The sequence below is a fragment of the Janthinobacterium sp. FW305-129 genome (assembly GCF_020858115.1).
GTDB lineage: Bacteria > Pseudomonadota > Gammaproteobacteria > Burkholderiales > Burkholderiaceae_D > Janthinobacterium.
On record NZ_JACYMM010000004.1, the window covers coordinates 419,947 to 434,403 of the forward strand.

The window sequence follows — 14,457 nt, forward strand, 5'->3', positions numbered from 1 at the left end:
CCCGAGAGGCAAGATCCGGGGTCGGACCTTCAAGGTCCGACCCCGGCAGTTCTGCCGTTGGGGGCGGGTTTTATGCTACTTTATTCGCCACCAATTCCAATTGATGCCGCATCTCCACCGACTGCACCAATAACGCCCGGATATCGTTGATCAGGTTGAACTCCGTCTGGTTCAATTGAATCGGCGGGAAGCTGTCGTCCCAGTCGCCGTATAAAAATCCCGTGGGGTGGCCGTTGGCCGACAGCGGCAGCACGACGAAGCTGCGCGCTTCCGACAGGGTCGCTTTCCACCATTGCGGCAGCTTGGCGGCGAATTTCGGGTCGCGCGCATTGTCGATGAAGATCACGCGGTCGCTGTTGAGGGCCGCGTGGAACACGTTCGGCTCATACGCGTCGCCGAACACCATCAGGTCCTGCAGGTCGGCCATGCCTTCGCCCATGCTGATGCGCGCCGAATACAAATGATCCCTGTGGTTGCGCACGAACGCCACCGAGCGCGAAAAATCGAAGCCCTGGTGCAGCGTTTCGAGCGCCATCGAGACCATCTGTCCCGGGCTGGCGCTGCCGATGGCGCCGCGCAGGTCGGCCAGACCGCCGATCAGCACGCGGTTGCCTTCGGCGCGCATGCGCGTCGAGGCCAGCTGGCGCGCGCGCCGTTCGGCCGGTTTCGACAGCGGTGCGATCGACAGGTCGGCCGCCGCCATCATCTTCGCCTTGTCCACCGCCACCACCAGGTCTGTGGCGGCGATGCCCAGGGTGCCCGCGTAGTCGTCGATCAGCGCGTGCACCTGCGCCGCGCCGGCCGCATCGTCATGCCACAGCGAGTCGGCGCAGCGCGCCGCCATGGTCGACAGGCCCGCCATCCAGTCGGCGCCGCTGACGGGCGCGTTGTCGGGCGACGGGTCCATCGGACGCATGCCGTTGATCAGGTGCTGCGGCAAGCCCCAGTGGGCGGCCGTGGCATAGCCCACTTCCGGCAGCGACAGGCCGAGGATTTCGCGCGCGGCGGCGGCCTCGTTGCCGGGACCCGCATGCGCCTGCATGCGTGCCCAGAAGTCCGTCATGTAGAACGTCACCATCATGCGGCCCAGCGTGTGCAGCATGGAGCAGACGACGGCTTGCTCCGCCTGCAGGCTGCCGGCGCTGGTGGCCACCTGCTGCGCCACCATCCCGGCCAGTACGGCCTTTTCCATTTCCACATGGGCGCTGACGGAATCGGGCGACGCCTGCGACAGCTCCTCGATCAGTTTCAGGCCCAGCGCCAAGTGGCCGATGGCGTCGATGCCGAGCACCAGCACGGCCTTCGAGACCGTGTTGACGCGCTGGCCGAAGGCCGAATACATGCCGCTGTTGGCCAGCCGCAGCACCTTGTGCGTGAGGACAGGATCGGACAGCACCGTTTGCGTGATGTCGAATTCGTGGTCGTCCTCGCCGCGCATGGCACCGAGGATGGCGCTGATGGCTTTCGCGAAGCCGGGCATGTCGCCCTGCTGCCGCGTGCGCGCCCACAGCAGGTCCAGGGTGTTTTTGCCGAGTTGTGTCGGTACCGTGAAATGACCTGGATTCATTGCACCCCTCCGCGCTGTTCATTGGCAGACGGCGTGGGCACCAGCGCCGCATAGGTTTTGTCGCTCAAGGCCGATAGCGCGGCGTGGGCCGGCATCGGTTTGCCCGTCAGGTAGCCTTGCACGTACTGGCAGCCGCGCGACTCCATGAAGTGCATCTGCTCCTCCGTTTCCACGCCCTCGGCCACCACGGACAAATTCAAATGCTTGGCCAAGTCGAGAATCGTGTTGCAGATGGCTGCGTCTTTGCTCGATTCGGGCAAGTCCTTGATGAAGGTGCGGTCGATCTTCAACACGGAAATAGGGAAGCGCTTCAGATACGCGAGCGAAGAATAGCCGGTGCCGAAATCGTCGATGGCGATGCGCGCGCGGCGCTCCGTCATCTTGACGAGGATCGTTTCCGCATGCACGGGGTCGATCATCAGCGTGCCTTCCGTAATTTCCAGCACCAGGTGTTCGCCCGAGAGTCCTGAAAACGCGATGGCGTCATCGAGCACGTCGAGGAACTTGTCGTTGCGGAACTGGCGCGGGCTGATGTTGACGGAGATGTACAGCGGCCGCCTGGCCACTTCCTGGAACTGCTTGAGCTGCACGCAGGCCGCCTTCAGCGCCCAGGCGCCCAGCAGGTTGATCAGGCCATTCGCCTCGGCGATCGGGATGAAGCGCACGGGCGGCACCAGGCCCAGGGTCGGGTGCTTCCAGCGCATCAGAGTTTCGAAACCCTGGATCTGCCGCGTGTGCGCATCGACGATGGGCTGGTAAAACAGCAGGAATTCGCCTTCGCGCACGGCGTGGAACATGGCCGCTTCCAGCGAAATATCGTGTTCCGACGGGCCATTCAGGCGCGGGCTGTAGACCAGGCAGCGGGCCTTGCCCGTTTCCTTGGCGCGCGACATGGCCGCATCGGCCAGCGCCACCAGCCGCACTTCATCTTCCGCGTGCAGCGGATAGATCGATACGCCGACGGAGGCGCCCACGTAGATCGTGTGGCCATCGACTTCGAACGGCGCCTGCAGGGTGGCCAGCAGGCGGCCAGTCACCAGCTTGATCTGCGCGTCGGTGGCGCTGCCGGGCAGCACGGCGACAAATTCATCGCCGCCCACGCGCGCCAGGGTATCGCTGTCGCGCAGGGTCTTGCGCAGGCGCGCGGCGGCCAGGCGCAGCACGGCGTCGCCGACGGGGTGGCCCAGGCCATCGTTGACCTTTTTAAAGCCATCGAGGCCGATGGTGGCGACCGAAAAACCCTGGCCCGAACGCGCGGCCTGGGCGATCACCATGCGGATGCGGTCGGACAGCAGCAGGCGGTTCGGCAGGCCGGTCAGCGCATCGTGGGTGGCCATGTGGCGCAGCCGTTCTTCCGTATTGTGCTGGGCCGAGGTATCGCGCCCGACCACCAGCAATTCGGCGATGCCTTCCCCGTTCATATAAGAAGACAGGCGCAGCTCGAACCAGATTTCCTGGTCCGGCGTCTGCAGGCGCACTTCCAGGCGGCCCGGTTCTTCCAGGGCGTCTTCCAGCGCCGCCTGCAGCGCCGCGCGCGACGCTTCGGTGGCCAGCGGCAGCAGCAAATGGCCGGACAGGCCAGAGGGCGCGGCAAACAGGGTGGCCGCGCGCTTGCTGGCGAACAGGATCAGGCCGTCCGTATCGAGCCGGAACACGACGTCGCCTGCCTCTTCCATGAGGTTGTCCAACTCGTGGCGGGCCTCGCGGTGGGCGGCGGATGGGGTACTGGAAAACATCGTGCTGGCTTTTACCTTTTTTGTTATCAGTGCCGGCGCTCGCTGCAGGGCAGGGCGCCAACGGAAAGAGTGCATCGTGCGTGACGCGCGCCATAGGGGCCGGAAGGGCGGCTATCGGAACGCGATCCACACGAAATGTATCATTGAAAAGCACCCGATTACATGAAATAGAGCAACATTGCTTCAGGTTTTGTAAATATTCCTGCCTTCCATGAAAAAAATCATGCTACGCGACACATATAGGCATTTTCATTCCACGTGGAAACATTTATCTGCGCCTGCTTCCACTGGCGCGCTTGCCCCGCCATGCGCTTTACGCTAGTCTGGCTGGCAGACGGTGTTGACGGTGCGCCAATGACGGCAAGGGCGCCATGATAACAAATCGCGGGAGACCTCCATGAATGCCTTTGACACGCATGAAGTTTTCAACCAGGCCACGCCCTTTGAAAACGTCAATCTGTTCGCCTGCGACCCGGCGCTGATCGAGGCGCTGCTGCGCGAGGGCGGCGGCGCGGCGCTGCAGGAACTCGACGCGCTGGGCGAAAAGCTGGGCCGCGCCGAAACATACGCGCTGGCGCGCCTGGCCAATATCCACACGCCCGAGCTGCAGCAGTTCGACCGGGCCGGCCGGCGCATCGACGAAGTGCAGTTCCATCCGGCCTGGCATGAACTGATGGCCATCCTCGTGGACGCTGGCGCGCACGCCGCGCCCTGGGCAGCTCCCGGTCCCGGCGCCCAGGTGGCGCGCGCGGCCGCCTATCTATTAGTGGGGCAGGTGGAAAACGGCACGCAGTGTCCCGTGACGATGACGTATGCCTCGGTGCCGGCCTTGCGCCAGGCCCTTGATCTGCCGCAAATCGCGCAGCGCTGGCTGCCGAAAATCCTGTCGCGCGACTACGATCCCCGCTCCTTGCCCGTTGAGCAGAAGCGGGGCGCCCTGATCGGCATGGGCATGACGGAAAAGCAGGGCGGCTCCGACGTGCGCAGCAATACCACGCGCGCCGTGCCCGTGCCGCTGGCCGAGGCGCAAGCCCTGTTCGGCGGCGAGGCTGCTGGCGCCTGGCGCATCGTCGGCCACAAATGGTTTTTCTCGGCGCCGCAGTGCGACGCGCACCTGATCCTGGCGCAGGCGGAGGAGGGAGGGTTGTCGTGCTTCTTCCTGCCCCGCTACCTGCCCGACGGCAGCCGCAACGCCATCCGCGTGCAGCGCCTGAAGGATAAACTGGGCAACCGCTCGAATGCCTCGTCGGAGGTGGAGTTTGCCAATGCCTATGGCTGGCTCGTCGGGCAGCCGGGGCGCGGTATTCCCACCATCCTGGAAATGGCCAGCCACACGCGCCTCGATTGCGTGCTGGGCAGCGCCGGCATCATGCGCGCCGCCCTGACACAGGTGCTGCACCATGCGCGCCAGCGGGCCGTGTTCGGCAAGCCGCTGGCCGAGCAGCCGTTGATGCAGAACGTGCTGGCCGACCTGGCGCTCGAATCGGAGGCCGCCACGGCGTTTGCGCTGCGCCTGGCCCGCTGTTTCGATGAAAAGGACGATCCCCAGCAGGCGATGCTGGCGCGCGTGCTCACGCCAGCCGGCAAGTACTGGATCTGCAAGCGGGGCCCCGGCTTCGGCGCGGAAGCCATGGAAGTGCTGGGCGGCACGGGCTACGTGGAAGACGCGCCGCTGGCGCGCCTGTACCGCGAGTTGCCCGTCAATTCGATCTGGGAAGGCTCGGGCAACGTCATGTGCCTCGACGTCTTGCGCGCCTTCGGCAAGTCGCCGGCCGCGCGCGACGCCCTGGCGGCCGAGCTGGCGCTGGCCGGCGATGATCACGCCGACTTTGCAGATTACCGCGCGCGCCTGCTGGCCGACCTGGACGGGCCGCAGACGAACGAGTTTGGGGCCAGGCAACTCTCCGAACGCATCGTGCTGGCCGTGCAGGCAGCCTTGCTGCTGCGCCATGCGCCACCGTTCGTTGCACAGGCTTTCCTGCAGTCGCGCCTGGCGCAGGCGCCGGGCGGCGCGTATGGGCGCTTGCCGGCCGGCACCGATTGCGCGGCCATCCTGGCGCGCGCCTTGCGCGAGTATTGATTTCAATAAAACCGATTATTTCGAAAATTCCGGCCACAGGCGGGCTGCAGGCTGGGATAATGCTGCAATCCATCATTTTATCGACACACGGCGCGCTTGCGGTGCATGCTTGCCGGCGCGCCAGAGCAGAGAAAGAAAAATAATATGAAACAAGATCCACGCTTCCCGAATTTGTTCATCACCGATCATCCTTTGATCCAGCACAAACTGAGCCACATGCGCGAGCACGACACGTCGACGCGCACCTTCCGCGAATTGCTCAAGGAAATCACCTTGCTGATGGGCTATGAAATCACGCGCGACCTGCCGCTGACGACGCGCGAAATCAAGACCCCGCTGGTGACCATCGATGCGCCCGTCATTGCTGGCAAGAAACTGGCCATCGTCCCCATCCTGCGCGCCGGCATCGGCATGAGCGACGGCCTGCTGAACCTGGTGCCATCGGCCAGGGTCGGCCACATCGGCGTGTACCGCGACCCGGCCACCCACATGCCCGTGGAATACCTGGTGCGCCTGCCGGACCTGAACGAGCGCACCTTCATCCTGTGCGACCCGATGGTGGCGACCGGCAATTCGGCCGTGTACGCCGTCGACGTGCTGAAGAAGCGCGGCGTGACGGACGAGCAGATCATCTTCCTGGCCCTGGTGGCCGCGCCGGAAGGCGTGACCGTATTCCAGAACGCGCATCCGAACGTCAAGATGTTCTGCGCCTCGCTCGATTCGCACCTGGATGACCACGCCTACATCGTGCCGGGCCTGGGCGATGCCGGCGACCGTATCTTCGGCACCAAGTAAGTCATTCAGGCGAGTATTGCGATGGCAACCTTGATCGACCCCGATTTTCGCGCGCGTTTGCGCGCCCTGAATGAAAAATATGCGGCCGGCGTGCCGGCCCTGATGCAGGCGATCGCGCAGGCAAACGGCCGCTGCGACAGCGAAGGCCTCCGTCTGGAGCCGTTGACGCAGCTGCACCGCGCGCTGCACGCGGTGGCCGGCTCGGCCGCTACCTTCGGCTTTGCCGCGCTGGGGCAGGAGTGCCGGCGCATCGAACAGCTGGTGCGCGCCATGCTCAATGCCCCTGCGCAAGCGGTGGCGGACTGGCCCGCCGTGCGGGCGCAAGTGGAGGCGCTCCTGGCCTGGGCCGCGCGCGATGCGGGCGCCACCCATTTCAGCGCGTGAATGACAGCGGCATAGCGATGTGGTTGCAATGATTCATTTGATGCAACGCAAAGCACCCGCGTCGCAGATTAGGATATAGTGTGTCCATGCCGCTGGTACAGGGCGCCGCAAGACGGGGATTTGGCTATTAAAGTAGTGTTCGCAAGTTTATTTTGCGAAAGAATGGTTTTTCTCAGTTTTGTTGGTATAATTGGGCATCGTTGGATTCGAGGTAGTAGTGCAGTTTGTCTGTCATTTCTTTCTTGCTTCAAACGATATAACGGGCGCAAGCCCAACTTAACTGAAATAGGAAATTGTAATGGCAACTGGCATCGTAAAATGGTTCAATGATTCGAAGGGTTTCGGCTTTATTACCCCTGACGAAGGCGGCGAAGATCTGTTCGCTCACTTCTCGGCTATCCAGTCGAACGGCTTCAAGTCCCTGCAAGAGAACCAACGCGTTTCTTTTGAAGTGACCGCTGGCCCTAAAGGCAAGCAAGCTTCGAACATTCAGCCAATCTAATACGCTGGATCAAACGAAATAAAGAAATCCTCGGTCTCCGAGGATTTTTTTTCGCCTGAATTTCCGTAAAGCAGGGGTTTTGCGTGGGCAGCGCGCTCTTTTCGGCGTGCTTGCGTCGCCGTGTAGGTCGGCTTAGCCGCTTGCGCGTAAGCCGACAATGGTGGTGCTGGTAAGATGTATGGGCTGGTGTCGGCTTACGCTGCGCTAAGCCGACCTGCACCGACCTGCGCCGACTTGCGTACCCACGTCTAGGCTTGGGCGCTATCTAGATTGCCCGCTCACGCCAGTAGTCAGGCTGTGAGTATGAGTGCCGCAAAAAATCCACGAACGCCCGTATGCGCAGCGGCAAGTGGCGGCGCTGGGCGAATACGGCGTAAATATCGTTGCCCGGCGCAGCAAACTGATCGAGCACCGTCACCAACTGGCCCGATTCGATTTCCGCCCCGACTTCCCACATCGAGCGCCACGCCAGGCCCTTGCCGGCCAGCGCCCAGTCGTGCAGCACTTCGCCGTCGTTACAGACCATATTGCCCGCCACTTTCAGAATCACATTCTTGCCGTTTTCGCGGAAGGTCCAGCCCCGCTGGCTGCCTTCGCTGCTGATCGCCAGGCAATTGTGCCTGGCCAGGTCGGCCGGGATGCGCGGCGTGCCGGCCCGTTTCAGATAGGCGGGCGAGCCGACCAGCACGCGCTGGTTGTCCGCCAGCTTGGTGCTCACGAGCGAGGAGTCGGACAGGCTGGCGATGCGGATGGCCACGTCGATGCCTTCGCCGATCAGGTCGACGAGGCGGTCGTTCAGGTTCAGCGACACCGTCACGTCGCGGTGCTCGGCAACAAACGAGGGGATCAGGGGCGCCACATGCTGGCGGCCGAAGCCGGCCGGCGCGGAAATGAGCAGATGGCCGCTGGCCTTCACGCTGCGCTCGGCCACGGCCGCTTCCGCCTCTTCCAGCTCGCCCAGGATGCGCTGGCAATCTTCGAGGAAGGCGGCGCCTTCGTTCGTCAACGCGAGCTTGCGCGTCGTACGCTGCAGTAATTTGACGCCCAGGCGCTGCTCCAGCGCATCGAGGCGCCGGCCTATCATGGCCGGCGCGATGCCTTCCGCGCGCGCGGCGGCCGACAGGCTGCCCTTGGCCACCACTTCCACGAAGGTCGATATTTGTCTGAACTGGCCCATAAGATGCTCTCGTTATCTCGTCACTTGTGATAAAAACGCATAGATGAAGTGATTTTTAATCTCGTTTCCATGCCTTATAGTGCAATACTATAGAACAAACGCGCCGCCTGGCAGAGTGTTTTTGCGCCTCTGTCCAGCTTGCCCGAGCAATCATTCGGCTTATACTTGGATCACCAGATTACTTTTGCTTATATTTACTAAAAACCGGAGAACTTCATGACGCAGAACACGATCGCACTTCCCGAAGGCATGCAAATCACGGGTGACATCGCCCCCGGTTACGAACAGATTTTGACGCCGGCCGCATTGGCGCTGGTGGCCAAGCTGACGCGTGAATTCGAACCGCGCCGCCAGCAATTGCTGGCCGTGCGCGTGGAACGCGCCAAGCGCCTCGACGCGGGCGAGCGTCCTGATTTCCTGCCAGAAACCGCGCACATCCGCGACGGCGACTGGAAGATCGCGCCGATTCCGAAGGCGCTGGAATGCCGCCGCGTGGAAATCACCGGTCCCGTCGAGCGCAAGATGGTCATCAACGCCTTCAACTCGGGCGCGGACAGCTATATGACGGACTTCGAAGACTCGAACACGCCGAACTGGGATAACCAGATCACGGGCCAGATCAATATGTACGACGCCGTGCGCAAGACGATTTCGCTGGAGCAAAATGGCAAATCGTACAAGCTGAACGACAAGATCGCCACCCTCGTCGTGCGTCCGCGCGGCTGGCACCTCGATGAAAAGCACGTGCTGGTCGACGGCAAGCGTATTTCCGGCGGCATTTTCGATTTCGCCCTGTTCATGTTCCACAACGCCAAGGAACAGCTGGCGCGCGGCGCCGGCCCGTACTTCTACTTGCCGAAGATGGAATCGCACCTGGAAGCGCGCCTGTGGAACGATATCTTCGTCATGACGCAAAACGAGTTGGGCTTGCCACAAGGCACGATCAAGGCGACCGTGCTGATCGAAACCATCCTGGCGGCGTTTGAAATGGATGAAATCCTGTACGAACTGAAGGAACACAGCTCGGGCCTGAACGCGGGCCGCTGGGATTACATTTTCTCGTGCATCAAGAAATTCAAGCTGGACAAGGACTTCTGCCTGGCCGACCGCGCGAAAGTCACGATGACGGCGCCATTCATGCGCGCCTACGCCTTGCTGCTGCTGAAAACCTGCCACAAGCGCGGCGCGCCAGCGATCGGCGGCATGGCGGCCTTGATCCCGATCAAGAATGATCCGGAAAAGAACGACATCGCCATGGGCGGCGTGCGTAACGACAAGGCGCGCGATGCCACCGATGGCTATGACGGCGGCTGGGTTGCCCATCCGGGTCTGGTCGAACTGGCCATGGGCGAGTTCACCAAAGTGTTGGGCGACAAGCCGAACCAGATCGACAAGCAGCGTCCCGACATCGACGTGAAAGCGTCGGACTTGCTGAACTTCCAGCCGGAAGCGCCGATCACGGAAGCGGGCTTGCGCTACAACATCAACGTGGGCATCCACTACCTGGGCAGCTGGCTGGCCGGCAATGGTTGCGTGCCTATCCACAACCTGATGGAAGACGCGGCCACGGCTGAGATCAGCCGCTCGCAAGTATGGCAGTGGATTCGCTCCAGCAATGGCGTGCTGGAAGATGGCCGCAAGGTGACGGCCGACATGGTGCGCGCCATGATTCCGGAAGAGCTGGCCAAGGTGCAGCGCGATGCGCCGGGCGGCAACGGTCCGACCTATGTGCGTGCCGGCCAGATTTTCGAGGAAATGTCGACGTCGGAATCGTTTGCCGAGTTCCTGACCTTGCCGTTGTACGAGGAAATCTGATCCAGATCAATTAACCGCATAAAAAAATCCCGGCGATGCCACAAAGCATCTGCCGGGATTTTTTATTGCGGAAGGATAAGCTTAAAAATTATTCTTCCACATCCGCAAGGCTGCAAACGCTTCCACGGGCGAAGCGTCGCTGGCCAGTTTGCCCTCGACCTTCAGGCTGGTCAGGATCGCTGGTTCGCGGTAGCGCAGGAAGGGGTTTGTGGCTTTCTCAATGGCAATGGTCGACGGTACGGTCGCTAAACCTTGCTGGCGTTTTTCCGTGTCGATGGCGATGCGTTCCTGCAAGGCCGCATTGCCCGGCTCGACGGCGTTGGCGAAGCGCAGATTGGACAAGGTGTACTCATGCGCGCAAAATACCTCGGTATCGTCGGGCAGGGCGGCCAGCTTGCCCAGCGAATCGGCCATTTGCCCCGGCGTGCCTTCGAACAGGCGGCCGCAACCACCCGCAAACAGGGTGTCGCCGGAAAACAGCCACGGTGCGCCGCTGCGCTCGTCGCGCTGGCGCACGTAGGCGATATGGCCCTTGGTATGGCCTGGCACGTCGATGACGGCCAGTTGCAAGCCCAGCTCGGCCACATGGGCGACATCGCCTTCGGCAAGCGGTTCCGTGATGGCTGTGATAGCCTCATTGCGCGGGCCGAAGACGGGCACGGCGAAATGCTGCAACAATTCAGGGACGCCGCCCGTGTGGTCGGCGTGGTGGTGCGTGAGTAAAATGGCGGACAAGGTCAACTGATGGGCTTGCAGCGCATCGAGGATGGCCGTCGCATCGCCGGGGTCGACCACAGCGGCGTGGCGGCCGTCATGGATCAGCCACAGGTAATTGTCGGCAAAGGCGGGCACGGCAAGTACCGATAAAGCGTGTTCAGGGGAGTGTGTCATGAGCAAAAGAGAAAACTGAATGGACAGTGCGGCATCCGAAAAATCCATTATAGCGCTTGACGGCTGGTTGCAGACGCCGGCCGGCCTGTACGTGCGTGCCTGGGAGCAGCAATGCCTCGACAGCCTGACCGTCGATATCTTCGGCTTTAACGCCGTGCAGATCGGCTTGCCGCAGCTCGATGCGCTGGCCGCCAGCCGCATGCCGAACAAATGGCTGCTCGATGCGCGCCTGCCTTCGCAATCGCCGCAGGGCAGCCGGCTGACCCTCGTGTCGGCCTTCGACGAGCTGCCGTTCGACTCGCAAAGCCTGGACCTGGTGGTCTTGCCGCACGTGCTCGAATTTGCCGCCGAGCCGCACCAGGTCTTGCGCGAGGTCGAGCGCGTGCTGATCCCGGAAGGGCGCGTGATCGTCTGCGGCTTCAATCCGGCCAGCCTGTGGGGCATGCGCCAGGGTCTGGGGCGGATCACGGGACGCCACTACTTGCCGCGGGCTGGCGAACTGATCTCTATGCCGCGCATGAAAGACTGGTTAAAATTGCTGAATATGGGCGTCAGCCAAAGCCACTTCGGCTGCTACGCACCTGCCTGCAGGACGGAAAAATGGCTGCGCCGAAACGTCTTCATGGACAAGGCCGGTGCGCGCTGGTGGCCATATCTGGGCGCAGTGTATATAGTGCAGGCGATCAAGCGCGTCAAAGGGATGCGTTTGATCGGTCCGGCGTGGACCAAAAAACCGGCGACGGCGCCCGCAGGCGCACCGGTCACGAATAAAAGGCGGGAACAGCAAGATGGATAAGGTAGAGATTTACGCCGATGGCGCATGCAAGGGCAATCCCGGCACAGGCGGCTGGGGCGCGCTGATGGTGGCCGATGGTGCCAAGAAAGAAATTTACGGCGGGGAACTGAATACGACGAATAACCGCATGGAATTGAAGGCCGTGATCGAAGCCTTGACGGCGCTCAAACGTCCGTGTCAGGTAGTGATGTATACCGATAGCCAGTACGTGCAGAAGGGCATCAGCGAATGGATCCACGGCTGGAAGGCGCGCGGCTGGAAAACGGCGGCCAAGGCGCCCGTGAAGAACGTCGACCTGTGGCAGGCGCTGGACGCGGCCCAGGCCGTGCATGAAGTGGAATGGCGCTGGGTGCGTGGCCACAATGGCCATCCGGGCAACGAGCGGGCCGATCAGTTGGCCAACCTGGGCGTGGAAACCGTGCGCGCGTAAGCACAGCCAACGTCGCTAGTTGTAATCGCAGGGCACAGGTTTGCTATACTGTGCCCTTCGCTTTTTGCTTTTACGAATGAATCCGCCATGCGTCAAATTGTTCTCGATACTGAAACCACCGGCCTGAACCCGCGCACGGGCGATCGCATCCTGGAGATCGGGGCGGTCGAGCTGAACAACCGCATGTTGACGGGAAATAATTTCCACCACTACATCAATCCCGAGCGCGATTCGGAAGAGGGCGCGTTGGCCGTCCATGGATTGACGACGGAATTCCTCAGCGACAAGCCGAAATTCGCGGAAATCGCCGACGAATTCCGCGCCTACATCGCCGGCGCCGAACTGATCATCCACAACGCCCCGTTCGATATCGGCTTCCTCAACGCGGAATTCAAGCGCCTGAACCTGCCGCCGGTCCACGAACAAGTAGCCGGCGTGATCGATACCCTGGTGCAAGCAAAGGAAATGCATCCCGGCAAACGCAATTCGCTCGACGCCCTGTGCGACCGCTACGGCGTCTCGAACGCCCATCGCAAGCTGCACGGCGCATTGCTCGACTCCGAATTGCTGGCCGACGTCTACCTGGCCATGACGCGCGGGCAAAACAGCCTGAGCATGGAAGAAGAAGTGGAAGTGGCCGCCGACGGCGCCGCCCTGGAAATCGTGCCCCTGGCCGAAGTCATCTTCCAGAGCGCCACGGCCGACGAGCTGGCCGCCCACGAAGCCACCATCGTCGGCCTTGACAAGGCCGCCAAAGGCCAGTGCATCTGGACTGCCGTCACGGCTCCCCCGGCGGCCATCTGAGAAAAAATCAGGGCACGGTAAATTTCCTGCCGCCAGCCCTTGCAGATGCCGCAACACCTATGCGATAATTCGCCTCGCTTCGGGAGGTTAGCTCAGGGGTAGAGCACTGCATTCACACTGCAGGGGTCGCAAGTTCGAAACTTGCACTTCCCACCAAGAATTCGCAATACAATCAAGTACTTATATTAAAGCCGACACATTATGTGGTCGGCTTTTTTATTGCACGCAGATAACGCTAACGGACGGTTGGCAATGCCAAGCGCGCCGCCAGCCGCTAATGCGACAGCACCGAATCGCGCGACCTGTGCCCGAGGTAGGGCAGCAAGCTGATGAATCCAAGCACTGCCAGCGCGACGCCGACCCACAGCGGGGAGCGCAGGCCATAGCCGGCGGCAATGCCGAGGCCGCCGAGCCATGAGCCGGCGCCCAGGCCGATGTTGATGACGGAGGTATGTACGGTGTTGACCAGCGGCCCGGGGTGGGCGGTTTTCATCACGCGGGCGATGATGGCGGGATTCATCGACATGCCCACCAGGCCGGTGATGACCAGCAAGACGACGCTGATGGTCTTGTCGTGCGCAAAGATGGCGAACAGCGCCAGGCTGATGCTCAGGATAACCATGCCCCAGGCCATGATGGGGGTGGTGTAGCGGTCCGCATAAAGGCCGACGACGCCATTGCCCACCACGTTGGCGACGCCGTAGACGCCCAGCAGCCAGGGTATCGAGGACGCTGGAAAGCCCGTCACCTCGGTCAGGATGGCCGCGAAGTAGCTGAACGCCGCGAAAATCGCACCGATGATGAGGCCGCTGCTGGCATACGCTGCCCACAGGTGGCGGTTGCGGAACTCCCCCAGTTCCTTGCCGAGGCTGACGACTTCGGACGGCTTGGCGCGCGGCACCAGCACGGTGATGAGCAGCAGGCACAAGAGCGCCAGCAGCACCACCAGCCAGAAGCTGGCGCGCCATCCCAGGTGCTGGTCGATGAGCGTAGCGACCGGCACGCCCACCACGGAAGCGAGCATGAGGCCGCCGATCACGACGGCGGCGGCGCGTCCGCGCGCGTCGGGAGCGACGATGTCTGCGCAGATCGCCAGGGACAGGCCAAAGCAGGTGGCGGCCGCCACGCCCGTGACCACCCGCGCGATGGCCAGGATGTCATAGCTGGTGGCTGACGCGGCGACGGATTGGGCGACGATATAAAAGCCCAGCAGCCACAGCAGTCCCTGCTTGTTCGGCACGCGCAGCTTGAGCAGGGCGATGGTGCTCAGCGGGCCGCCGATGACCATGCCCATGGCGTAGAGCGAGATCAGGTAGCCGATCCGCGTGACCGGCTCGTCCATGGCCAGGGCCAGTGACGGCATCATGCCCGCCACCATGAATTCGGATGTCGTTAACGAAAAGATCGTCAACCCCAGAATGTAAACAACCAGCGGCATAGCAATATCCTTCAAGAGTAATGACTAAGACACGGGCCAGGC

Annotated in this window: 13 protein-coding genes and 1 tRNA gene; 9 read left to right on the top strand and 5 right to left on the bottom strand. The window is 62.3% G+C overall.

The annotated features are described in order from the left end of the window. Window positions 1-70: 70 nt before the first annotated feature. Window positions 71-1,567: an HDOD domain-containing protein gene (locus IGS61_RS10785; RefSeq protein WP_230539579.1), complete on the bottom strand. Its 1,497-nt coding sequence runs from the start codon at window positions 1,565-1,567 to the stop codon at window positions 71-73. Then, the gene (locus IGS61_RS10790) at window positions 1,564-3,303 is read right to left on the bottom strand and encodes a putative bifunctional diguanylate cyclase/phosphodiesterase (protein WP_230539580.1); all 1,740 of its coding nucleotides are present in this window, start codon (window positions 3,301-3,303) and stop codon (window positions 1,564-1,566) included. Before IGS61_RS10790 ends, IGS61_RS10785 begins: the two co-directional genes overlap by 4 nt. Window positions 3,304-3,700: 397 nt before the next feature. Here IGS61_RS10790 and IGS61_RS10795 point away from each other — a divergent pair, with 397 nt between their 5' ends. The 4 genes from IGS61_RS10795 (at window position 3,701) to IGS61_RS10810 (ending at window position 7,064) form a co-directional block, all read left to right on the top strand. Further along, window positions 3,701-5,383, top strand: a complete 1,683-nt coding sequence (locus IGS61_RS10795; RefSeq protein WP_230539581.1) for an isovaleryl-CoA dehydrogenase — start codon at window positions 3,701-3,703, stop codon at window positions 5,381-5,383. 144 nt (window positions 5,384-5,527) lie between these two features. Continuing rightward, complete coding sequence (gene upp / locus IGS61_RS10800; protein WP_010398816.1) at window positions 5,528-6,178, top strand: uracil phosphoribosyltransferase; 651 nt, start codon at window positions 5,528-5,530, stop codon at window positions 6,176-6,178. Window positions 6,179-6,199: 21 nt separating this feature from the next. Continuing rightward, window positions 6,200-6,562 (top strand): Hpt domain-containing protein, encoded by a 363-nt coding sequence (locus IGS61_RS10805; protein WP_230539582.1) that lies wholly within the window; start codon window positions 6,200-6,202, stop codon window positions 6,560-6,562. A gap of 298 nt (window positions 6,563-6,860) precedes the next feature. Further along, window positions 6,861-7,064, top strand: coding sequence for a cold-shock protein (locus tag IGS61_RS10810; RefSeq protein ID WP_010398811.1), 204 nt, complete (start codon window positions 6,861-6,863; stop codon window positions 7,062-7,064). A gap of 265 nt (window positions 7,065-7,329) precedes the next feature. Here IGS61_RS10810 and IGS61_RS10815 read toward each other — a convergent pair whose 3' ends face one another. Continuing rightward, window positions 7,330-8,241 carry a LysR family transcriptional regulator gene (locus tag IGS61_RS10815; RefSeq protein ID WP_230539583.1) on the bottom strand — a complete coding sequence of 304 codons (912 nt, stop codon included), beginning with the start codon at window positions 8,239-8,241 and terminating at the stop codon, window positions 7,330-7,332. A 216-nt stretch (window positions 8,242-8,457) separates the two neighbouring features. Between IGS61_RS10815 and aceB the strand changes: the two genes are divergently transcribed. After that, window positions 8,458-10,056: a malate synthase A gene (aceB, locus tag IGS61_RS10820; protein ID WP_230539584.1), complete on the top strand. Its 1,599-nt coding sequence runs from the start codon at window positions 8,458-8,460 to the stop codon at window positions 10,054-10,056. Window positions 10,057-10,137: 81 nt separating this feature from the next. On the opposite strand, the gene gloB is transcribed toward aceB, so the two are convergent. Next, window positions 10,138-10,947, bottom strand: coding sequence for a hydroxyacylglutathione hydrolase (gene gloB / locus IGS61_RS10825; RefSeq protein ID WP_230539585.1), 810 nt, complete (start codon window positions 10,945-10,947; stop codon window positions 10,138-10,140). A 19-nt stretch (window positions 10,948-10,966) separates the two neighbouring features. On the opposite strand from gloB, the gene IGS61_RS10830 reads away from it, so the two are divergent. The 4 genes from IGS61_RS10830 (at window position 10,967) to IGS61_RS10845 (ending at window position 13,133) form a co-directional block, all read left to right on the top strand. Then, a complete protein-coding gene (locus tag IGS61_RS10830) occupies window positions 10,967-11,743 on the top strand; it encodes a class I SAM-dependent methyltransferase (protein ID WP_230539586.1) in 777 nt (258 codons plus the stop codon). Continuing rightward, window positions 11,736-12,173 carry a ribonuclease HI gene (rnhA, locus tag IGS61_RS10835; protein ID WP_076571460.1) on the top strand — a complete coding sequence of 146 codons (438 nt, stop codon included), beginning with the start codon at window positions 11,736-11,738 and terminating at the stop codon, window positions 12,171-12,173. Before IGS61_RS10830 ends, rnhA begins: the two co-directional genes overlap by 8 nt. A gap of 87 nt (window positions 12,174-12,260) precedes the next feature. Further along, on the top strand, window positions 12,261-12,977 hold the full coding sequence (gene dnaQ, locus IGS61_RS10840; RefSeq protein WP_230539587.1) for a DNA polymerase III subunit epsilon: 717 nt from the start codon (window positions 12,261-12,263) through the stop codon (window positions 12,975-12,977). Window positions 12,978-13,058: 81 nt separating this feature from the next. Next, window positions 13,059-13,133, top strand: a tRNA-Val gene (locus IGS61_RS10845). 118 nt (window positions 13,134-13,251) lie between these two features. Here the strand turns inward: IGS61_RS10845 and IGS61_RS10850 are convergent. Further along, window positions 13,252-14,415, bottom strand: coding sequence for an MFS transporter (locus tag IGS61_RS10850; RefSeq protein WP_268993821.1), 1,164 nt, complete (start codon window positions 14,413-14,415; stop codon window positions 13,252-13,254). Window positions 14,416-14,457 lie beyond the last annotated feature (42 nt).